We start from the raw sequence: 19,536 nt of genomic DNA on the forward strand, positions 1-19,536 counted from the left end.
GCCCCGGTCAGCCCCGCCAGCACTCCGGCTTCCGTTGCCCAGGGCGCTGAGCCTGGCGCCGCGCCGCGCCCCTCGCGTTTTCGTATCAATGCCGGCAGCGAGGTGCTGCACGCCCATATTGAACTGCCGCCCGAGCCGGTGGTGGTGCCGGCGCCTGTGGTCGAACCGAGCAAGCCGGCAGACGGCGCCGTCAGTCTGCTGGAACGCCTTAAGCAGGGCCTGTCCAAAACCAGTGCCAGCCTGGGCGAAGGCATGGCCAGCCTGTTTTTGGGCAAGAAGGCCATCGACGATGGCCTGCTGGAGGATCTGGAAACCCGCCTGCTGACCGCCGACGTCGGCGTCGAGGCCACCACCGCCATCATCGGTAACCTGACCAAGCGCGTGGCGCGCAAGGAACTGGCCGACAGTGGCGCGTTGTACAAGGCCCTGCAGGACGAGCTGGTGGCCCTGCTTAAGCCAGTGGAGCAGCCGCTGCAGATCGATAGCGGCAAGCAGCCCTATGTGATTCTGGTGGTCGGCGTGAATGGCGCCGGCAAGACCACCACCATCGGCAAGCTGGCGAAAAAGCTGCAGCAGGATGGCAAGAAGGTCATGCTGGCCGCCGGCGACACCTTCCGCGCCGCCGCTGTGGAGCAGTTGCAGGTGTGGGGCGAACGTAACCAGATTTCGGTGATTGCCCAGCACACCGGCGCCGATTCGGCCTCGGTGATCTTCGATGCCGTGCAGGCGGCCAAGGCCCGCGGCGTGGACGTGCTGATCGCCGACACCGCCGGGCGCCTGCACACCAAGGACAACCTGATGGAGGAGCTGAAGAAGGTCCGTCGGGTGATCGGCAAGCTGGACGAGACGGCGCCCCACGAGGTGCTGCTGGTGCTGGACGCCGGCACCGGGCAGAACGCCATCAGCCAGGCCAAGCAGTTCAACCAGACCGTCAACCTCACAGGTCTTGCCCTGACCAAGCTGGACGGCACCGCCAAGGGCGGGGTGATCTTCGCCCTGGCCAAGCAGTTTGCCCTGCCGATCCGCTATGTCGGCGTGGGTGAGGGCATCGACGATCTGCGCACCTTCGAGGCCAATACCTTCGTCCAGGCGCTGTTCGCGGAGAAATAGGGATGATCAAGTTCGAGCAGGTCGGTAAACGCTACCCCAACGGCCATGTCGGGCTGCACGAGCTGAGCTTTCACGTGCGCCGTGGCGAGTTCCTCTTTGTCACCGGTCACTCCGGCGCCGGCAAGAGCACATTGCTGCGCCTGCTGCTGGCCATGGAACGCCCCAGCAGCGGCAAGCTGCTGCTGGCCGGGCAGGATCTGTCGCATATCACCAATGCGCAGATTCCCTACCTGCGCCGGCAGATCGGTGTGGTGTTCCAGAACCACCAGCTGCTGTTCGACCGCAGCGTGTTCGACAACGTCGCCCTGCCGCTGCAGATCCTCGGCCTGGCCAAGGACGAGATCGGCAAGCGCGTGCGCACCGCCCTGGAGCGGGTCTCCCTGGCGGACAAGGCCGAGCAGTTCCCCGGCGATCTGTCCACCGGCCAGCAGCAGCGCGTCGGCATCGCCCGCGCCGTGGTACATCGCCCGGCCCTGCTGCTGGCGGACGAGCCCACTGGCAACCTCGACCCGCGCCTGGCCGCGGAGATCATGGGGGTGTTCGAAGATATCAACCGCCTGGGCACGACCGTATTGATCGCCAGCCACGACCTGGCCCTGATCGCCCGTATGCGCCATCGCATGCTGACCCTGCAACGCGGTCGCCTGATCGGCGATGGGGAGGCCGCATGAGCGCCACCCGCATGCCGCCACCGCAGCCGGCCCAGCGCGTCGGCGCGGCGCCGAAGAAGAACGACAACCCCAAGTCCGGCGACGAGCCGGATCTGCGCAGCCAGCTCAATGCCTGGCTGGAAAGCCACCGCGCCAGCCTGGTGGACAGCCTGCGCCGTCTGGCCAAGCAGCCCATCGGCAGCTTCTTTACCTGCCTGGTGATGGCCGTGGCCCTGAGCCTGCCCATGGGTCTGGCCCTGCTGCTGGACAACGTCGAGCGTTTGGGCGGCTCCTGGCAGCGCGCCGCGCAGATCTCCCTGTTTCTCCAGCTGGAGGCCACGGACGCCCAGGGACAGGCGTTGCGCGAGCAGATCGAGAAAATGGACGACGTGGCCGAGGCCGAATGGATCAGCCGCGAGCGCGCTCTGGACGAGTTCCAGCAGCAGTCGGGCCTGGGCGAGGCGCTCAAGGAGCTGCCGGACAACCCCCTGCCCGGCGTGGTGGTGGTGACGCCGAGGGAAATCGACAAGGTCGCCCTGGAGGCCCTGCGTCTGCGCCTGGCCGAGCTGCCCCAGGTGCAGCAGGCCCAGCTCGACCTGCTTTGGGTCGAGCGCTTGAGTGCCATGCTCAAACTGGGCGAGCGTTTTGTCTTCGGCCTGACCCTGCTGCTGGTGATGGCCCTGTTGCTGGTGATCGGCAACACCATCCGCCTGCATATCGAGAACCGCCGCAGCGAGATCGAGGTGATCAAGCTGGTCGGCGGCACCGACAGCTATGTGCGCCGGCCCTTCCTCTATATGGGCACCCTCTACGGTCTGGGTGCGGGGTTGATGGCCTGGGGCCTGCTGGCCTATGGCCTGGCCTGGCTGAATGGTGCAGTGGTGCGCCTGGCGGGGCTGTACAGCAGCGATTTCGCCCTGGCCGGGGTGCCCCTGGCCGATGGTCTATCCCTGCTACTCGGCGCCCTGTTCCTGGGCTATATTGGCGCCTGGCTGGCCGTCGCTCGTCACCTCAACGAGCTGGCGCCCCGCTAAGTCATTGTTTTAGTTGATACTCACTATGTGTAAGGGAACTTGTACAGTCGTATAAAGTCCCATGGTGCAGTGCTAGACTGCCCCACGATTCGTAAGTTGGAGGATTCAAATGTCCACTTCTTTGCAACCTGTTCATGCTCTGGTTCCGGGTGCCAACCTGGAGGCATACGTGCATGCGGTCAACGGCATCCCGCTGCTGACCCCCGAGCAGGAGCGTGAACTGGCCGACCGTCTCTTCTACCAGCAGGACCTGGAAGCCGCCCGGCAGATGGTCCTGGCTCACCTGCGTTTTGTCGTGCATATCGCCCGCAGCTACTCCGGTTATGGCCTGGCCCAGGCCGACCTGATCCAGGAAGGCAACGTCGGCCTGATGAAGGCGGTCAAGCGTTTCAACCCGGAAATGGGTGTGCGCCTGGTGTCCTTCGCCGTGCACTGGATTCGCGCCGAGATCCACGAGTTCATCCTGAAGAACTGGCGCATCGTCAAGGTCGCCACCACCAAGGCCCAGCGCAAGCTGTTCTTCAACCTGCGCAGCCAGAAGAAGCGTCTGGCCTGGTTGAACAACGACGAAGCCCATGCCGTGGCCGAGAGCCTGGGTGTGGAAGTGCGCGAAGTGCGCGAGATGGAGAGCCGCCTGTCCGGTCACGACATGGCCTTTGACCCGGCTGCCGAAGCCGATGACGACAGCGCCTTCCAGTCGCCGGCCCATTACCTCGAAGACCACCGTTACGACCCGGCCCGCCAACTGGAGGATGCCGACTGGAGTGACAGCGCCAGCAGCAACCTGCACGAAGCTCTGGAAAGCCTGGATGAGCGCAGCCGTGACATCCTCTACCAGCGCTGGCTGGCCGAGGAGAAGGCCACCTTGCATGACCTGGCGGCCAAGTACAACGTCTCTGCCGAGCGTATTCGCCAGCTGGAGAAAAACGCCATGAACAAGCTCAAGGGCTCCATCGCGGCGTAACGCCAGCCTTCTGAAAAGCCGCACCTAGGTGCGGCTTTTTTATGCCTCCAGCCGGCCGCTGCTGCGGGCCGTCGCCATAGGACCGGAACTGTATGAAACTTTCTTCCCTGCGCCCCCAGGATTGGCTGCTGCTGGCCGTGGTGGCTGCCCTGTTCTTTGCCTGGGGCGCCTGGCTGATGCGCCCGCAACCAGCTGCCGAACCGCTGCCCTGGTTGAGCCAGTGGCAGAGCCGGGTGTTGCAGCCTCTGGCCGAGGATCGTCTGGCCCTGGCGCAGCTGGCCGAGTTGCAGGACGGCGAGCTGTGGTTGCAGGCCAATCTGGGTGGCGCCCGTCTGCTCTATCGCGCCCAGCTAGCAGGCGACGAGCAGGGCTGGTCGGTGGAGGCCGAGGTGGCCCTGAGCGAGGCCGAGCGCAGCAGTTTGCTGGCGGCGGCCGGCCTTGATCTTGGCGATGGCGAGCAGCCGCTCAGTGCGCAGTTGCTGGAGGCCCTGGGCCGCCACGCCCTGCTGTCCCTGACCCTGTTACCACCCGAGCCGCTGGATGCCGCCCGTCTGGCCGCCAGCATTGGTCAGCCGCGCCTGACCCTGGAGCTGGACGAGGGGCAGGCCTGGGTCTACCCCGAGCTGGGCATGACCGCCCATCTGCAGGAGGAAGAGCTGTTCTTTCTCTATGTGGTGCCACGGCATCTGCTTAAGCAGCGCTAGGCCGATTACAGCCAGGCCGGCCACCAGTCGGGGTGATCTGGTTGCAGGCGATTGAGGTAGTGGCTGCCGCCCAGTTGCCACATCTGCTGGCGAATCCAGGCGGCGCGGCGCAGGGTCTGGGCGCTGGGTTGGCGGGCACTGCGATAGCGCGGGTTGGGCAATATGGCGGCCAGCAGGCTGGCCTGCTGGCGGTTCAGGTAGGGGGCGCCGCGCTGGAAATGATGCTGGGCGGCGGCCTCGGCGCCGAAAACGCCCTCAGCCCATTCGGCGCTGTTGAGGTAGACCTCGAGAATCCGCTCCTTGCTCCAGAACAGCTCGATCAGCCCGGTAAACCAGGCTTCCAGCACCTTGCGCGGCCAGCTGCGGCCGGACCAGAGAAACAGGTTCTTGGCCACCTGCTGGCTCAGGGTGCTGGCGCCACGCAGCGAGCCACCCTGGCTGTTGTGCCTGAGGGCGGCGAGGATCGCTGCGGTGTCGAAGCCCCAGTGCTCGGCGAATTTCTGGTCTTCGGCGGCGATCACCGCCATCTTCAGGTCGTCCGGCAGCTCGTCCCAGGACCGCCAGCTGCGCTTGAGTTCCAGGGCTTCGCCGGCCTGCCAGGCCTCAATCTTGCGCTCGACCATCAGCGCCGTGCCCGGTGGCGGCAGCCAGCGCAGGGCGAGCACCACCAGGGCCGAGCCCAGCAGCAGGCCCAGCAGCAGTTTGAACAGGCGGCGCAGTAAGGTCTGGAGCATGATGCTTGGCGTTTAGGGGGTTGGCCGCCATTATAGCCACCTTGTATGACCTGTCTGGAGTGATGCATGGCGCGTCTATGGTTGTTGCTGGCTGCCTTCACTGGCTTTACCGGGGTGGCCCTGGGGGCCTTTGCCGCCCATGGCCTCAAGCACCAGTTGAGCCCGGAGTACCTGGCGGTATTCCAGACTGGCACTCACTACCAGCTGATCCATGCCCTGGCGCTGTTCGGGGTGGGGCTGCTGGCGCTGCAACGGCAGGGGCGCCTGATCAATCTGGTCGGCGGCCTGTTCGCGGTCGGCATTGTGCTGTTCTCCGGCAGCCTCTATCTGCTGACGCTCAGTGGCGTCCGCGGGTTGGGCATGATCACGCCTTTTGGTGGCGTGGCCTTTCTGCTGGGCTGGTTATGCCTCGGCCTGCTGGCTCTGCGGCTGAAACCTGAACATGGCTGACTTTTGAGTCAGAAAAATGGACGGATGGCGCTGCGCAGCCTTGGTCATCCCAGGGTATCGGGCTAGAATGCGGGCCCCTTGCCATCTTGTGACCGCTCCGTCATGCAGATTCAGTTGAACGGTGAACCCTTCGAAGTGCCCACCGGCGAAACCGTCGCCGGCCTGATCGAGCGCCTGGATCTGGCCGGGCGCCGGGTCGCGGTCGAGCTCAATCTGGACATAGTGCCGCGCAGCCAGCATGCCACCACCGCTCTGGCCGAGGGTGACCGGGTTGAAGTGGTGCATGCCATCGGCGGCGGCTGACGCTGTCTACCCTCCCGCTTACGCCTTTGACCACGTCTTGAGGAATACCCGATGAGCCATCTTCCCAGCGACAAGCCCTTTACCCTGGCCGGCCGTACCTATGAGTCGCGTCTGCTGGTGGGTACCGGCAAGTACAAGGATCTTGAAGAAACCCGCCTGGCCATCGAAGCCTCGGGTGCCGAGATCGTCACCGTGGCGGTGCGCCGGACCAATATCGGGCAGAACCCGGATGAGCCGAACCTGCTGGATGTGATCAGTCCCGACAAGTACACCATCCTGCCCAACACCGCCGGCTGCTATGACGCCGCCGAGGCGGTGCGCACCTGCCGCCTGGCCCGCGAACTGCTGGATGGGCACAAGCTGGTCAAGCTGGAAGTGCTGGCCGACCAGAAGACCCTGTTCCCCAATGTGATCGAAACCCTCAAGGCCGCCGAAGTGCTGGTCAAGGACGGCTTCGACGTCATGGTGTACACCAGCGACGACCCGATCATCGCCCGTCAGCTGGCCGAAATGGGCTGCATCGCGGTGATGCCCCTGGCCGGCCTGATCGGCACCGGTCTGGGCATCTGCAACCCCTACAACCTGCGCATCATCCTCGAAGAGGCCACCGTGCCAGTGCTGGTGGATGCCGGCGTGGGTACGGCCTCCGACGCCACCATCGCCATGGAGCTGGGCTGCGAGGCAGTGCTGATGAACAGCGCCATTGCCCATGCGCAGAACCCGATTCTGATGGGCGAGGCGATGAAGCACGCGATCATCGCCGGGCGCATGGCCTATCTGGCCGGGCGCATGCCGAAGAAGCTGTATGCCAGTGCCTCTTCCCCCCTCGACGGTCTGATTCGCTAAATCGAACGCGACAGAACGGACTCGGCAGTGCGCCCCGCACGGGGTAAACTGCGCGCCTTTTGCGCACCCCCAAGGGGCGTGCGCTGACACAGGTTGCGAGAGAACGCCATGAGCGACGAAATCCAGCAGGCCGGTGAGGGCGAAGCCCCGCGTCGCCTGCGCACCATCAAGAGTTTCGTGATGCGCGCCGGGCGCATGACCGAGGGCCAGCAGCGTGGTCTGGAGCAGGGCTGGCCGAAATTTGGCCTGGAACTGGCCGATGGTCTGCGTGACTTCGATCAGGTCTTCGGCCGCAGCGCCCCGCGTACCTTCGAGATCGGCTTTGGCATGGGCCACTCCACCCTGGAAATGGCTGCCGCCGCCCCCGAGCAGGACTTTATCGGCGTCGAGGTGCACAAGCCCGGGGTCGGTGCCCTGCTCAACGGCCTGATCACGCAGAACCTGAGCAATGTGCGGGTGTACAGCTGTGATGCCCTGGACGTGCTGCGCCAGTGCGTGGCCGACGCCAGCCTGGATCGGCTGCTGCTGTTCTTCCCCGACCCCTGGCACAAGGCCAAGCACAACAAGCGCCGTATCGTGCAGCCGGCCTTTGCCGAGCTGGTGCGGCAGAAACTCAGGGTTGGCGGCGTGCTGCATATGGCCACCGACTGGCAACCCTATGCCGAGCATATGCTGGAGGTCATGAGCGCTGCCCCGGGCTATCGCAACCTGGCTGCCGATGGCCAGTATGTGCCGCGCCCCGAGGAGCGCCCCAGCACCAAGTTCGAGAAGCGCGGCGAGCGTCTCGGCCACGGCGTATGGGATCTGAAGTTTCAGCGTGTCGACTGATTCAACGCTATACAAAACACAGGGATGACGGCAGAAGACCGGCTTGAGTCGGCACTGGCCAGGAAGGCACCTCACCAAGACGGCCTATCAACCTGCGCGCTGAGGCGTGGGTCATAAGAACAGCAGCCCTGCTTCGGCCAGGCTGCGAGGAGATTGCTGTGTTGAAAGTCTTTTCCCTGCTACTGCTGACTGCTTTTGCCTTACAGGCCCAGGCCAAGGTCGACCCCACCCAGGCCGCTCGACTTGGCCAGGATCTGATGCCGCTGGGCGGCGAACGCGCCGGTAATGCCGCCGGCACCATCCCCGCCTGGGATGGCGGCTTGGCCACGCCTCCGGCCAACTATCAAGCGGGCATGCATCACCCCGACCCCTATGCCGCCGATCTGCCGCTGTATCGCGTTACGGCACAGAACCTGGAGCAGCACCGCGCCCAGTTGCCCCAGGGTTTGCAGGCCCTGCTGAGCCAGCAGCCGGAGTATTTTCTCCAGGTTTTCCCCACCCGCCGCAGCGCTGCAGCGCCGCAGCGTATCTATGATGCGACCCGTTTCAACGCCCTTAACGCCGAGCTGATTTCCGGCGGCAATGGGGTCGAGGGTGCGGCTGCCGGGATTCCCTTCCCCCTGCCGCAGAATGGCCAGGAGGCGATCTGGAACCACATCATGCGCTACCGTGGTGACCAGATCAGCTTTGTCACCAACCAGGCGGCGGTGCTTTCCAGTGGGGCTTACAACCTGCTCAAGCTGGAACGTAACATCTATTTCCTCTATGGCCGTGAAGGGGTGAGTCCGCGGGATCTGGACAACACCCTGTTCTTCTACAAGTACAAGGTGGCGGCGCCGTCCAAACTGGCCGGCTCGGCTCTGGTGGTGCAGGAGACCCTCGACCAGATCCTGGCCATCCGCAAGGCCTGGCGCTTCAACCGTGGCGAGCGTCGGGTGCGCCGCCTGCCCATGCTGGCCTATGACGCCCTGCAGCCGGATACCAACGGCATGGCGCTGGCCGATCAGGTCGACGGTTACAACGGCGCGCCGGATCGCTACGAGTGGCAGCTGATGGGCAAGCAGGAAATGCTGGTGCCCTACAACAGCTATGCGGTGCATCAGCAGGGCATTCCCTATGAGCGCATCCTGCAGAGCAGCTTCGTCAACCCCGAACTGCTGCGTTATGAGCTGCACCGGGTCTGGGTGGTGGAGGCCGATCTGCGCAAGGGCCACAGCCACCCCTACGGCAAGCGGCGCTTCTACCTGGACGAGGACAGCTGGCAGATCCTCGCGGTCGACCTCTATGACAAGAACGGCAACCTGACCGGCCTGCAAGAAAACCACCCGATCAGCTACTACGACGTGCCCATGTTCGGCAGCACCCTGGAGACCATCTACGACTTCAAGGGCAAGCGCTACTTCGCCGATGGCATGGACAACAACGAGCCGATGTATGACTTCAACGCCAAGCTGAGCCCGCGGGATTTCACGCCCCAGGCCCTGCGCCGGGAAGGCAACTGAGTCAGCCAACCGCCCTTCGGGGCGGTTTTCGTTTCTGCCCTTGATGCAGGGCAACATGCGCCGCGCTGTCTCTGGTCTAGGATCAAGGTCTATTGATCCATTCAGGGGGCAAGGTGATGAGCATGATGAAAGCGGCGGTCTTTATCGAACCGGGGCGGATCGAACTGGTGGACAAACCGATTCCGCCCGTGGGCCCCAACGATGCCCTGGTGCGCATCACCACCACGACCATCTGCGGCACCGATGTGCATATCCTCAAGGGCGAGTACCCGGTGGCCCGGGGCCTGACCGTGGGCCACGAGCCGGTAGGCATCATCGAGAAGCTCGGCAGCAATGTGCAGGGTTACCAGGAAGGTCAGCGGGTCATCGCCGGGGCCATCTGCCCCAGCTTCAGCTCCTACGCCAGCCAGGACGGTTACCCGGCCCAGGATGGCGGCTGCAGCTGCCATGGCTACAAGCCCATGGGCGGCTGGCGCTTCGGCAACAGCATCGACGGCACCCAGGCCGAATACGTGCTGGTGCCCGATGCCCAGGGCAACCTGGCGCCGGTACCCGATGGCCTGAGCGATGAGCAGGTGCTGATGTGCCCGGACATCATGTCCACCGGCTTTGCCGGCGCCGAAGCGGCCAATATCCGGATCGGTGATGTGGTCGCGGTATTCGCCCAGGGCCCCATCGGCCTGTGCGCCACCGCCGGGGCCAAGCTGCGTGGCGCCAGCTGCATCATCGTGGTGGACGGTGTCGAGCAGCGCCTGGAGATCGCCCGCAAGATGGGCGCCGATATCACCCTCAACTTCAATCAGGTGGATGTTGTGGCGGAAATCCTGCGCCTGACCGGCGGCCGCGGTGTGGATGCCTCCATCGAGGCCCTGGGCCTGCAGTCCACCTTCGAGAACGCCCTGCGCGTGCTCAAGCCCGGTGGCACCCTGTCCAGCCTGGGGGTCTACTCCAGTGACCTGACCATCCCCCTGGGTGCGTTTCACGCCGGCCTGGGTGACAACAAGATCGTCACCTCGCTGTGCCCCGGCGGCAAGGAGCGCATGCGCCGCTTGATCAATGTGGTGGCCAGCGGGCGTATCGATCTCAGCCCCCTGGTCACCCATGAATATGCTCTGGACGATATCGTCGCCGCCTATGACCTGTTCGCCCACCAACGTGACGGGGTGCTCAAGGTGGCGATCAAACCGTTCTGATCGGGGCTTCGGGTTTTTTTGGGGAAGAAGGGGGGCACCGGGCTGTCAATGAAGGGTGTGCTGCTGATGATTGGGCACTATTCATTACCGCGCCGTCTGACCAGGCGACACAAAATGGGTCATGCCACTACACCGGTGACGCCGCACACAAACGGCCAGTCTGGTATCAGCGCTGTTTTCCATGTCTGGCGAAGACCCTTTGACGTCAGGCCGCCTAGTTGCGATCCGCCAGAATGCCGATCACCACAAACACCAGAATCAGCACCGGGGCCAGGGTGAAGTTGTTGAAGTGGCCCAGGCCCTTGGCCAGCCAGGGCGTGGCGAAGATGATCAGCAGGCCGTAGCCCACCGCGCACAGCAGGATAAAGATCAGGGTGCGCAGCAGGAAGTTCATGCTGGCGGTGTGGCGTTGCACCCAGGCGTTGATGCCGGGACCGAACAGCACCAGCAGGGTGGCCATGATCGCCAGGGAAATGTCGTAGAGGTGGCTGCGGCTCCAGCGTGACAGGGTGACGATCAGGTCGAGTAGCAGGTCCATCCGGTTTCCTTAGCCTTCGGGCGAAAGTGTTGGGCAGAGAGTGTCAGGGCAGAAAGTGTTGCAGCAGGTCGTTGAGAAATAGCTGGCCTTCGGCCGTGGCGCGCAGCCGCTGAGGGTCCGCTTGCAGCAGGCCGCGCTGCTCGGCTTCACGGCGGGCCTTGCCGAGCTGCGCCAGGGGCAGGCCGGTGCGGGCAGTAAACAGGCTGGCGGGCACGCCATCGGTGAGGCGCAGCACATTCATCAGAAACTCGAAGGGCAGCTCATCGGCGGTCAGCGGACGGGTGCCGGCCTGAAAGGCCTTGGCCGGGTCGAGGTAGTCCTTGGGCAGGCGGGTCTTCCAGCTGCGCAGGATGCGTCCATCCGGGTTGCTCAACTTGGCGTGGGCACCGGCACCGATACCGAGGAAATCACCGAAGGTCCAGTAATTGAGGTTATGTCGTGCCGCGCGGCCGGCCTGGGCATAGGCCGACACTTCATATTGCCCGTAGCCCTCGGTCGCCAGCAGGGCCTGGCCGGCTTCCTGAATGTCCCAGAGCACATCGTCCTCGGGCACCTCGGGCGGCTGGTTCCAGAACACCGTATTGGGCTCCATGGTCAGCTGATACCAAGACAGATGCGTGGGTTGCTGGGCGATGGCCGTGCGCAAATCGCTCAGGGCATCCTCGATGGATTGCCCAGGCAGGCCATGCATCAGGTCCAGGTTGAAATTGTCGAAGCCGGCGGCGCGGGCCATATCGGCGGCGCGAATGGCTTCGTCGCCATTGTGGATGCGTCCCAGCGCTTGGAGCTTCTCGGCCTGGAAACTCTGCACACCGATGGACAGGCGATTGATGCCCAAGGCGCGGTAATCCCTGAACTTGGCCTGCTCGAAGGTACCGGGGTTGGCCTCCAGGGTGATCTCGATATCGTTCGCAAAGGCCACGCGCCGCTGCACGCCTTCCAGCAGACGGCCCAGGGCCTTGGCGGAAAACAGGCTGGGGGTGCCGCCACCGAAGAAGATCGAGGTCAGCGCGCGGCCATGTACCTGCTCAAGGTCGGCATCCAGATCGGCCAGCAGGGCGTCGACATAGGCCTCTTCCGGCAGGCTCGGGCCGGCGGCGTGGGAGTTGAAGTCGCAGTAGGGGCACTTCTTGACGCACCAGGGGATGTGGATGTAGGCCGCCAGGGGCGGCAGCTCGAAGCTGCAAGCTGCAAGCTGCAAGTTGTCTGTGGTGCCTTTACTTGCAGCTTGAGGCTTGTCGCTTGCCGCTTTGTTCATATCCCCAACCGCTGCTTAAGCAGGGCCATGGCCCGGGCACGGTGGCTGATCTGGTTCTTGTCGGTGCTGGTCAGTTCGGCGCTGGAGCAACCGCGCTCGGGCACCCAGAACAGCGGATCGTAGCCAAAGCCCTGCTCACCCTGGGCCGCGTGCAGAATGCGCCCGTGCCACAGGCCTTCGCAGAGGATCGGCAGCGGATCGTCGGCATGCCGCAGCAGGGCCAGGGCGCAGACGAACTGGGCGCCACGCTCGGCATCCGGCACATCTTTCAGGACTTGCAGCAGCTTGGCGTTATTGGCCGCATCGCCCTGGCCATCGGCGTAGCGCGCCGAATAGATGCCCGGGGCACCGCCGAGAAAGTCCACTGCCAGGCCGGAATCATCGGCCAAGGCCGGCAGGCCGGACACGCGGGCGGCATGGCGGGCCTTGAGGATGGCATTCTCGACAAAGGACAGGCCGGTTTCCTCCGGCTCGACGCTGGAAAATTCGCCAATCGAGCGCACCCGCACATGCTCACCGAGCATGGCCTGCAGTTCCTTGAGTTTGCCGGCGTTATGACTGGCCAGCACCAGTTCGGTAAAAGGCATCATGGGTCGGGAAACACTTCCTGGTTGAAGGTGAAGCTGCGGGCCATGCCATCGCTGCCGGTCACATTGATGGTAAAGCGCAGCACCTCGCGCTGGCTGAACTTGAACTGGGCCAGATAGTAGATGGCCGCGCCTTCATTGACCTGCTTGAAGTTCAGGGCCTGGTCGCGCCCCAGCAAGTCACGCACCTCGCCGGTTACGCTGACATTCTGGGCCTGGCCGCCCTTGAGCACGGAGATATTCACCACCCCCTGCTCCTTGCTGCGTACCAGGGCGTTGGCGGCGGCGATATCCGGCTGCAGGAAGCTGGAGTTGAAGACGCTGTAGTGCGCGTCCAGGTCGCCGAAACTGTGCTTGCGTTCGGCCAGGGCCGGCAGGCTCAGGCACAGGGCAAGTAAACAAAGGACAAGGCGCTGCATGATGGCTCTCCTCGGGGTGGGGCGTCAGGTGGTCGGGCCGCTGATGCGGTAGATGCCGATCTCACCTAACAGATTAGGCCAGATGCGGCTGGCCCAGCCGTGCCGATGGTCGCGGTCCACTGCCAGGCGGTCCTTGATCCGCGCGTTCTGCGCATGGCACAGGCGCTCGAAGTCCTCGAAGGTGCAGAAGTGGATGTTCGGCGTGTTGTACCAGGTGTAGGGCAGGAAATCCGACACCGGCATGCGGCCCTTGGTGGTCAGGTACCAGCGACAGCGCCAGTGGCCGAAGTTGGGGAAGGTGATGATGCAGGTCTTGCCGACCCGCAGCATTTCCGCCAGCACCTTGTCCGGGTAGTGCAGGGCCTGCAGCGACTGGGTCATGACCACCACGTCGAAGCTGTTGCTGGCGAAGTTGCCCAGGCCCTTGTCGAGGTTCTGCTCGATCACGTTGACGCCCTTGCTCACGCACTGGGCGATATTGTCCGCGTCGATCTCCAGGCCATAGCCGGACACCTGCTTGTGTTCGGTCAACCAGGCCAGCAACTCGCCATTGCCGCAGCCCAGATCGAGCACCCGGCTACCGGCGGGAATCCACTCTTGGATGATCTCCAGATCCGCACGCATGGCTACACCTCAATCCGTTTCATATAGCTGTCGAATGCCTGCAGATAGCGCGGGATCGGCATGAGGAAGGCATCGTGACCCTGGGGCGCGTCGATCTCCAGGTAGCAGACGTTTTTCCGCGCGGCGGTCAGGGCATCGACGATTTCCCGCGAGCGCGCGGGGGAGAAGCGCCAGTCGGTGGTAAAGGACATCACGCAGAAATCCGCCGTGACATGGGCCAGGGTCTTGGCCAGGTCGCCGTCATGGCTGGCCGCCGGGTCGAAGTAGTCCAGGGCCTTGGTCATCAGCAAATAGGTGTTGGCGTCGAAGCGGGTGGAGAACTCCTCGCCCTGGTAGCGCAGGTAGCTTTCCACCTGGAACTCGACACTGTGGAAGTCGTAGTTGAGCTTCTCGCTCTTCAGGCCACGGCCGAATTTCTCGCCCATGGCGTCGTCGGACAGGTAGGTGATATGACCGACCATGCGCGCCAGCATCAGGCCGCGCTTGGGAATCTCGCCATGTTCCTGGAAGTGCCCGCCGTGGAACTGCGGGTCGGTGAGAATGGCCTGGCGCGCCACCTCGTTGAAGGCGATGTTCTGCGCCGACAGCTTGGGTGCCGAGGCGATGCACAGGCAGTGGCGTACCCGCTCGGGGTAGCTGATGGTCCACTGCATGGCCTGCATGCCGCCCAGGCTGCCGCCGATCACCGCCGCCCACTGCGTGATGCCCAGGCGATCGGCCAGGCGCGCCTGGCTGTGCACCCAGTCTTCCACAGTCATCACCGGGAAGTCCGCACCGAAGGGCTTGCCGGTGGCCGGGTTGGTGCTGCTGGGGCCGGTGGAGCCATTGCAGCCGCCCAGGTTGTTCAGGCTGACGACGAAGAACTTGTTGGTGTCAATCGGCTTGCCCGGGCCGATGCAGCTGTCCCACCAGCCCGGTTTGCGGTCTTCGGCGCTGTGGTAGCCGGCGGCGTGATGATGACCGGACAGGGCATGGCAGATCAGGACGGCGTTGTTCGCCGTGGCATTGAGCTCGCCGTAGGTCTCATAGACCAGCTGGTAGTTGCCCAGGCTGCGCCCGCAGGCCAGGGCCAGGGGCTCGGCAAAATCCATGACCTGGGGGGTGACCAGGCCTACGGAGTCGTGGGGAAAGGCAGTCGGCATCGGCCCTGCTCGCAAATAAGGAAAGGAAGATAAAAGGAAAGAGCCGCAGTCTAAAGAGCGCCGCCCCAGGCGGCAAGCGCGTGGGGCGGCTGGGTGCTGCGGATGTGACAGTGCTGAAGCGGCAGGCTATTCGCCCACACTCTGGGGGCGACCGGCGCCGGGGAGGGTGACGACCTTGCCCTGGCGTTGTACCGGTGCCGGGCGGCGCAGGATGCGCAGCATATCGGCGGCCTCGGCCAGCTGTTGCTGCAGGTCGCCGCTGTAGCGCTGCAGCAGCTGGCCACGGCGCTGGGCCTGCTGGGTTTCCTGGGCCAGGGCCTTGAGCTTGAGCATATGGCTTTCGAGCATCTGCTTGTGCTCCAGGCTGTGCTGCATCAGCGGCATCAGGGCGTCGGCTGCCCACTGCTCGGCCTCGCGGCGCATGCGTTGGTGCAGGTCGATCACTTCCTGCACCAGGGTGGCGAAGAAGCGTTTGCTCAGGCTGCGCTGTTCGGTCAGCAGGGTCTTGAGGTTGAGGCGGAACTGGTCGGCCTTGGCCCGCAGTTGCTTGAGCTCGCGCAGGTAGCGCTGCACGTTGAACTGCGGCTCATCGACCCCCTGCAGCGGGTTTTCTTCGTTGTGCCGGCGGTAGATGGCGGCCACCATCTTGTTGGCCATCTCGGCTTCCAGGGCCAGGTTGTGCAGGTCGTGCTCCACCGAATTGAAGAAGTGCAGGATGGCCTGGTTGATGCCCAGGGTGGTCCAGCTGCCGGTGAGGTTTTTGCGCACCTTGCTCAGGTGTTCATCCAGGCGTTCGCTGCGGGCGGCGGCGCGCAGCAGGTCGCCCTGGCGCTTGAGCAGGCGCTGGTTGGTCTTCAGGTTGAGCAGGCGGCGGTGATGCTGGCTGTGCTCGTCCTTGGTCTTGGCGGTCAGCTCGAACAGCAGCTGGCCGTTGTCCTGCTGATGGTTGCTGAGCAGGGCCTGCTGTTCGTCGACCTTTTCCTGGCGCAGCTTGAGCACCCGCTGGCTGTTCTGTAGCAGGCCGAGCACCTGGTTGACCACGCGCTCTTCGAGCAGCTGCTCCTTCTGCGCGATGATGCGCTCGCACAGCAGGTTTTCCAGGTTGCTCATCTGGCTGCGGGCGAGCAGGGCATCGTCCTTGCGCACCTTGGCCAGCATGGCCTGCTTGGCCGACAGCGGCAGCACTTCGTCCACCTGGATGCCCAGCTGGCGTGCGGTGCTGCTCTGGATCTGGCGGATGGCGTTGTGCACGAAGGCCACGCCGGCCAGGTCGTCCCAGAGGATGTCGATCTTGTTCAGCACGGCGAACAGGCTGCTCTGGGTGTCCTCGTCGAGTTGGCGGATATGCTCCTGCCAGATCTGCATATCGCTGGCCGTGACGCCCGTGTCGGCCGACAGCAGGAAGATGATCGCCTGGGCGCTGGGCAGCATCGACAGGGTCAGTTCCGGCTCGCTGCCCAGGGCGTTGAGCCCCGGGGTGTCGAGGATGCGCAGGCCCTGGCGCAGCAGCGGGTGGTCGAAGTTGACCATGGCATGACGCCAGGCTGGCACCAGCACCTCGCCGGGCTTGCCGGTGCTTTCCAGCATGTCCGGGTGAAAGCCCAGGGCAATGGCCTGCTCCACCGCCATGGGTTTGCAGCGCGCCACCTGGTTGAAGGCCAGGGCCATGTTGTCCGGGTCGCTGGTGTCCAGGGGGATATTCACCCAGTGCCGCGGGATGCGCTTGAACTGGGCGATGCTGGCGTCCGAACCGCGGGTTTCGATGGGCAGCAGGCGGATATAGGAGCGTTGCGAGCGCGGATCGAAGAACAGCTCGGTGGGGCACATGGTGGTGCGCCCGGCCTGGGATGGCAGCATGCGCTGGCCATACTGGGAGAAGAACAGGCTGTTGATCAGTTCGGTCTTGCCGCGGGAGAACTCGCCGACAAAGGCCAGGGTGATATGGTCGGTGCGCAGCAGCTTGAGGGCGCGTTCCAGCTTGGCTTCGACCGCCTCGGAGTGCAGTCGGTTGTTCAGCAACCAGCTGCGGTAGCGGGTGATCTCACGCATCAGCTCGCGTTTCCAGCTGACGTAGGCATCGACCTGCTGACTGAGACGTTCCATGCTCATCCGGGTGCACCTCTGCTGGGGGCTGCGGTGTGGGAGGGGTTGCCGGCATTATGGAGTACCGGGGCCAGGCGTCAATTGCACGCCGTCACACTCCAGCCTTATGGCCTGCCCAGCTCGATGCCCAGCTCGGCGGGCAGCTGTTGCGGCTGGCGAATACGCACGCGCTTCTGCCGGCTCTGCTGGCCGCTTTCCAGGCTGACCTGGCTTTTGCTCACGGCAAAGCAGGTGGCGAGAAAGGCCAGCAGCTGGGCATTGGCCTTGCCCTCCACCGGCGGCGCCGTCAGACGGATCTTCAGGCGCTCGCCGTGCAGCCCGGCGACTTCATCCTTGCTGGCCTTGGGCTGCAGATGGCAGTCGAGGATCAGGTCGGCCCCGTCCCAGCGGTAGAAGGCCATCAGATCGCCAGGCTCAGGCCCTTGTACATGCCGGTCATGATTGCCAGGTTGCGCACCACCAGCATGTCGATCAGGTTGAGCAGCAGGAAGGCGACGATGGGCGACAGATCCAGGCCGCCCAGGTTCGGCATAAAGCGGCGGATTGGTGCCAGCAGCGGTTCGCAGATCTGGTTGATCAGCTCGGCGGCCGGGTTATGGGTGCCGGGGGCGACCCAGGAGAGGATCACGCTGATGATCAGGGCGAAGAAGAACACCTTGATAAACAGCGCGGTGATGCCGATGATCGACCAGATCAGCAGCTGCACAGGATTGTCCACGCCGTAGCCGAGCAGCATCAGGGTCAGGGCCATCAGCACCAGCTGGACGATGATGGCCAGCACCAGGGAGGCGGTGTCCAGGCCGCCGATGCTCGGGATCAGCCGGCGCAGCGGCTGCAGCAGGGGCTGGGTGGCGCGCACGATAAACTGGCACAGCGGGTTGTAGAAGTTGGCCCGCACCAGTTGCAGGATAAAGCGCAGCAGGACAATCAGCAGGTACAGCCCGCCGATGGTCTGCAGGATATACACCGCGGCGGTATTCAATCCGATCATGTTCTATTCCTTTATTTGCCCAGTTGTTCGGCCAGCTCGGCCGAGCGCGCAGCAGCGGCATTCAGTGCCTGCTCGACCAGCGCCTCGAAGCCGCCGGCCTGGAAGGTCTTGATCGCCGCCTCGGTGGTGCCGTTCGGCGAGGTCACCCGGCGGCGCAGCTCGGCGGCATCCACCTCGCTTTCGCAGGCCATGCGCGCCGCGCCCAGGGCAGTGTGCTGGGCCAGCCGGGCGGCGGTAGCCTGGGGCAGGCCGAGCTTGCTGCCGGCGGCGGTCATGGCCTCGATCAGCAGGAAGAAATAGGCCGGGCCGCTGCCGGAAACGGCAGTCACCGCATCGATCAACGCTTCCTCATCCAGCCACAGGGCCAGGCCCACGGCGCTGAGCAGCAGCTCGGCCTGCTGGCGCTGGGCGCTGCTGACCCGGGCATTGGCGAACAGGCCGCTGACGCCCTGGCGCAGCAACGCCGGGGTATTGGGCATGCAGCGCACGATGGCGCGCGGGCCCAGCCAGTTTTCCAGGCTGGCGCAGCTGATGCCGGCGGCGATGGACACCAGCAGCTGGCCTTCATGCAGATGCGGCGCCAGTTCCAGGCAGACGTCCTTCATTACCTGGGGCTTGACCGCCAGCACGATGATCTCGGCGCCAGCGGCGGCCTGGGCGTTACCCTCGAACAGCTCGATACCGTGTTCGGCGGCGATACGTGCGCGCTGCTCGGCGCCGCGGTCGCTGGCGGTGATGGCAGCAGCCGGGATGCCCTGGGCGCGCAGGCCGCCGATCAGGCTGGCGGCCATATTGCCGGCGCCGATAAAGGCGATGCGGGGAGAACTCATAAGGGGTTCCTTGCTCGGGTGAATGTATTCAGGTGTTGGCATAACTGCGGGCGCCAAACAGCGCGCTGCCGATGCGCACCCAGGTGGCACCTTCGCCGATGGCCGCTTCCAGGTCGTCGCTCATGCCCATGGACAGGCTATCCAGCCCCAGGTTCAGGTCATCGCGCAACTGCCGCAGCTGGGCGAAGGCAGCGTGCTGGCGGGCCACATCCTCGGTCGGCTCGGGAATGGCCATCAGGCCGCGCAGGCGGATATTCGGCAGTTGCGCCACGGCCTGGGCCAGGGCCGGCAACTCCTCGGGGAGGCAGCCGGACTTGCTCGGCTCCAGGCTGACATTGACCTGCAGGCAGATATTCAGCGGCGGCAGGCCTGCCGGGCGCTGTTCGGACAGGCGCTGAGCGATTTTCAGGCGATCCACCGAGTGCACCCAGGCAAAGTGCTCGGCAATCGGCCGGGTCTTGTTCGACTGGATGGGCCCAATAAAATGCCAGACCAGCGGCAGGTCGCTCAGCTCGGCCTGTTTTTCCAGGGCTTCCTGCAGGTAGTTTTCGCCAAAATCGCAGAGCCCTGCGGCGTGGGCCTCGCGGATGGCGGCGGCCGGCTTGGTTTTGCTCACGGCCAGCAGGCCAACCTGGGAAGAATCGCGTCCTGAGGCTTGCGCCGCCTCACGGATGCGCGCACCGACCTTTGCAATATTCTCTGCTATCGTGGACATTACCTGCGCCC

General features: G+C 64.6%; 23 protein-coding genes. 11 read left to right on the forward strand and 12 right to left on the reverse strand.

Annotation, left to right across the window (positions count from 1 at the left end):
• From ftsY to GJV18_RS03200, 5 genes are all read left to right on the forward strand, one after another.
• Positions 1–1,110: signal recognition particle-docking protein FtsY (ftsY, locus tag GJV18_RS03180; RefSeq protein WP_233280063.1), on the forward strand; the 1,110-nt coding region annotated here is incomplete at its 5' end.
• A 2-nt stretch (positions 1,111–1,112) separates the two neighbouring features.
• A complete protein-coding gene (gene ftsE, locus GJV18_RS03185; RefSeq protein ID WP_160343272.1) occupies positions 1,113–1,781 on the forward strand; it encodes a cell division ATP-binding protein FtsE in 669 nt (222 codons plus the stop codon).
• The gene (gene ftsX / locus GJV18_RS03190) at positions 1,778–2,794 is read left to right on the forward strand and encodes a permease-like cell division protein FtsX (RefSeq protein WP_160343273.1); all 1,017 of its coding nucleotides are present in this window, start codon (positions 1,778–1,780) and stop codon (positions 2,792–2,794) included. The genes ftsE and ftsX overlap by 4 nt, the downstream gene beginning before the upstream one ends.
• Before the next feature lie 109 nt (positions 2,795–2,903).
• Entirely contained in the window at positions 2,904–3,758 is an 855-nt protein-coding gene (gene rpoH / locus GJV18_RS03195; protein WP_160343274.1) for an RNA polymerase sigma factor RpoH, read from the forward strand.
• Positions 3,759–3,850: 92 nt separating this feature from the next.
• Entirely contained in the window at positions 3,851–4,462 is a 612-nt protein-coding gene (locus tag GJV18_RS03200; protein WP_160343275.1) for a hypothetical protein, read from the forward strand.
• A 5-nt stretch (positions 4,463–4,467) separates the two neighbouring features.
• Here the strand turns inward: GJV18_RS03200 and mtgA are convergent, their stop codons facing one another.
• Positions 4,468–5,196: a monofunctional biosynthetic peptidoglycan transglycosylase gene (gene mtgA, locus GJV18_RS03205; RefSeq protein WP_160343276.1), complete on the reverse strand. Its 729-nt coding sequence runs from the start codon at positions 5,194–5,196 to the stop codon at positions 4,468–4,470.
• Positions 5,197–5,262: 66 nt separating this feature from the next.
• On the opposite strand from mtgA, the gene GJV18_RS03210 reads away from it, so the two are divergent.
• The 6 genes from GJV18_RS03210 (at position 5,263) to GJV18_RS03235 (ending at position 10,318) form a co-directional block, all read left to right on the forward strand.
• Positions 5,263–5,646, forward strand: a complete 384-nt coding sequence (locus GJV18_RS03210) for a DUF423 domain-containing protein (protein WP_160343277.1) — start codon at positions 5,263–5,265, stop codon at positions 5,644–5,646.
• Between the two features lie 102 nt (positions 5,647–5,748).
• Complete coding sequence (gene thiS / locus GJV18_RS03215) at positions 5,749–5,949, forward strand: sulfur carrier protein ThiS (RefSeq protein WP_160343278.1); 201 nt, start codon at positions 5,749–5,751, stop codon at positions 5,947–5,949.
• Positions 5,950–6,000: 51 nt separating this feature from the next.
• Positions 6,001–6,795 carry a thiazole synthase gene (locus GJV18_RS03220; RefSeq protein WP_160343279.1) on the forward strand — a complete coding sequence of 265 codons (795 nt, stop codon included), beginning with the start codon at positions 6,001–6,003 and terminating at the stop codon, positions 6,793–6,795.
• A 156-nt stretch (positions 6,796–6,951) separates the two neighbouring features.
• On the forward strand, positions 6,952–7,623 hold the full coding sequence (gene trmB, locus GJV18_RS03225) for a tRNA (guanosine(46)-N7)-methyltransferase TrmB (RefSeq protein ID WP_218572028.1): 672 nt from the start codon (positions 6,952–6,954) through the stop codon (positions 7,621–7,623).
• 158 nt (positions 7,624–7,781) lie between these two features.
• Positions 7,782–9,125, forward strand: coding sequence for a DUF1329 domain-containing protein (locus tag GJV18_RS03230; protein WP_160343281.1), 1,344 nt, complete (start codon positions 7,782–7,784; stop codon positions 9,123–9,125).
• 113 nt (positions 9,126–9,238) lie between these two features.
• Positions 9,239–10,318: an NAD(P)-dependent alcohol dehydrogenase gene (locus tag GJV18_RS03235; RefSeq protein ID WP_178113408.1), complete on the forward strand. Its 1,080-nt coding sequence runs from the start codon at positions 9,239–9,241 to the stop codon at positions 10,316–10,318.
• A 214-nt stretch (positions 10,319–10,532) separates the two neighbouring features.
• Here the strand turns inward: GJV18_RS03235 and GJV18_RS03240 are convergent, their stop codons facing one another.
• From GJV18_RS03240 to GJV18_RS03290, 11 genes are all read right to left on the reverse strand, one after another.
• Positions 10,533–10,856, reverse strand: a complete 324-nt coding sequence (locus GJV18_RS03240; protein ID WP_160343283.1) for a DUF3392 domain-containing protein — start codon at positions 10,854–10,856, stop codon at positions 10,533–10,535.
• A 43-nt stretch (positions 10,857–10,899) separates the two neighbouring features.
• Complete coding sequence (gene hemW, locus GJV18_RS03245) at positions 10,900–12,114, reverse strand: radical SAM family heme chaperone HemW (protein WP_160343284.1); 1,215 nt, start codon at positions 12,112–12,114, stop codon at positions 10,900–10,902.
• Positions 12,111–12,704 carry an RdgB/HAM1 family non-canonical purine NTP pyrophosphatase gene (rdgB, locus tag GJV18_RS03250; protein ID WP_160343285.1) on the reverse strand — a complete coding sequence of 198 codons (594 nt, stop codon included), beginning with the start codon at positions 12,702–12,704 and terminating at the stop codon, positions 12,111–12,113. Before rdgB ends, hemW begins: the two co-directional genes overlap by 4 nt.
• On the reverse strand, positions 12,701–13,120 hold the full coding sequence (locus GJV18_RS03255) for a DUF4426 domain-containing protein (protein ID WP_160343286.1): 420 nt from the start codon (positions 13,118–13,120) through the stop codon (positions 12,701–12,703). The genes rdgB and GJV18_RS03255 overlap by 4 nt, the downstream gene beginning before the upstream one ends.
• Positions 13,121–13,144: 24 nt before the next feature.
• Entirely contained in the window at positions 13,145–13,744 is a 600-nt protein-coding gene (metW, locus tag GJV18_RS03260) for a methionine biosynthesis protein MetW (protein WP_160343287.1), read from the reverse strand.
• Positions 13,745–13,746: 2 nt separating this feature from the next.
• Positions 13,747–14,886: a homoserine O-succinyltransferase MetX gene (metX, locus tag GJV18_RS03265; RefSeq protein WP_160343288.1), complete on the reverse strand. Its 1,140-nt coding sequence runs from the start codon at positions 14,884–14,886 to the stop codon at positions 13,747–13,749.
• A 126-nt stretch (positions 14,887–15,012) separates the two neighbouring features.
• Positions 15,013–16,995: a dynamin-like GTPase family protein gene (locus GJV18_RS03270; RefSeq protein ID WP_160343289.1), complete on the reverse strand. Its 1,983-nt coding sequence runs from the start codon at positions 16,993–16,995 to the stop codon at positions 15,013–15,015.
• 98 nt (positions 16,996–17,093) lie between these two features.
• Entirely contained in the window at positions 17,094–17,390 is a 297-nt protein-coding gene (locus GJV18_RS03275) for a DUF167 domain-containing protein (protein ID WP_160343290.1), read from the reverse strand.
• Positions 17,390–17,980 carry a YggT family protein gene (locus tag GJV18_RS03280; protein WP_160343291.1) on the reverse strand — a complete coding sequence of 197 codons (591 nt, stop codon included), beginning with the start codon at positions 17,978–17,980 and terminating at the stop codon, positions 17,390–17,392. The genes GJV18_RS03275 and GJV18_RS03280 overlap by 1 nt, the downstream gene beginning before the upstream one ends.
• Before the next feature lie 11 nt (positions 17,981–17,991).
• Positions 17,992–18,810, reverse strand: coding sequence for a pyrroline-5-carboxylate reductase (proC, locus tag GJV18_RS03285; RefSeq protein WP_160343292.1), 819 nt, complete (start codon positions 18,808–18,810; stop codon positions 17,992–17,994).
• Positions 18,811–18,838: 28 nt separating this feature from the next.
• On the reverse strand, positions 18,839–19,525 hold the full coding sequence (locus GJV18_RS03290) for a YggS family pyridoxal phosphate-dependent enzyme (RefSeq protein ID WP_160343293.1): 687 nt from the start codon (positions 19,523–19,525) through the stop codon (positions 18,839–18,841).
• Positions 19,526–19,536: the final 11 nt, after the last annotated feature.

The organism is Pseudomonas xionganensis (assembly GCF_009763245.1).
Lineage (GTDB): Bacteria > Pseudomonadota > Gammaproteobacteria > Pseudomonadales > Pseudomonadaceae > Aquipseudomonas > Aquipseudomonas xionganensis.

Bases quoted from the DNA above. Each gene is read 5' to 3' on its own strand.
- ftsE (WP_160343272.1), top strand. From the start codon at position 1,113: ATGATCAAGTTCGAGCAGGTCGGTAAACGCTACCCCAACGGCCATGTC.
- ftsX (WP_160343273.1), top strand. From the start codon at position 1,778: ATGAGCGCCACCCGCATGCCGCCACCGCAGCCGGCCCAGCGCGTCGGC.
- rpoH (WP_160343274.1), top strand. From the start codon at position 2,904: ATGTCCACTTCTTTGCAACCTGTTCATGCTCTGGTTCCGGGTGCCAAC.
- GJV18_RS03200 (WP_160343275.1), top strand. From the start codon at position 3,851: ATGAAACTTTCTTCCCTGCGCCCCCAGGATTGGCTGCTGCTGGCCGTG.
- mtgA (WP_160343276.1), bottom strand. From the start codon at position 5,196: ATGCTCCAGACCTTACTGCGCCGCCTGTTCAAACTGCTGCTGGGCCTG.
- GJV18_RS03210 (WP_160343277.1), top strand. From the start codon at position 5,263: ATGGCGCGTCTATGGTTGTTGCTGGCTGCCTTCACTGGCTTTACCGGG.
- thiS (WP_160343278.1), top strand. From the start codon at position 5,749: ATGCAGATTCAGTTGAACGGTGAACCCTTCGAAGTGCCCACCGGCGAA.
- GJV18_RS03220 (WP_160343279.1), top strand. From the start codon at position 6,001: ATGAGCCATCTTCCCAGCGACAAGCCCTTTACCCTGGCCGGCCGTACC.
- GJV18_RS03240 (WP_160343283.1), bottom strand. From the start codon at position 10,856: ATGGACCTGCTACTCGACCTGATCGTCACCCTGTCACGCTGGAGCCGC.
- hemW (WP_160343284.1), bottom strand. From the start codon at position 12,114: ATGAACAAAGCGGCAAGCGACAAGCCTCAAGCTGCAAGTAAAGGCACC.
- rdgB (WP_160343285.1), bottom strand. From the start codon at position 12,704: ATGATGCCTTTTACCGAACTGGTGCTGGCCAGTCATAACGCCGGCAAA.
- GJV18_RS03255 (WP_160343286.1), bottom strand. From the start codon at position 13,120: ATGCAGCGCCTTGTCCTTTGTTTACTTGCCCTGTGCCTGAGCCTGCCG.
- metW (WP_160343287.1), bottom strand. From the start codon at position 13,744: ATGCGTGCGGATCTGGAGATCATCCAAGAGTGGATTCCCGCCGGTAGC.
- metX (WP_160343288.1), bottom strand. From the start codon at position 14,886: ATGCCGACTGCCTTTCCCCACGACTCCGTAGGCCTGGTCACCCCCCAG.
- GJV18_RS03270 (WP_160343289.1), bottom strand. From the start codon at position 16,995: ATGAGCATGGAACGTCTCAGTCAGCAGGTCGATGCCTACGTCAGCTGG.
- GJV18_RS03275 (WP_160343290.1), bottom strand. From the start codon at position 17,390: ATGGCCTTCTACCGCTGGGACGGGGCCGACCTGATCCTCGACTGCCAT.
- GJV18_RS03280 (WP_160343291.1), bottom strand. From the start codon at position 17,980: ATGATCGGATTGAATACCGCCGCGGTGTATATCCTGCAGACCATCGGC.
- proC (WP_160343292.1), bottom strand. From the start codon at position 18,810: ATGAGTTCTCCCCGCATCGCCTTTATCGGCGCCGGCAATATGGCCGCC.
- GJV18_RS03290 (WP_160343293.1), bottom strand. From the start codon at position 19,525: ATGTCCACGATAGCAGAGAATATTGCAAAGGTCGGTGCGCGCATCCGT.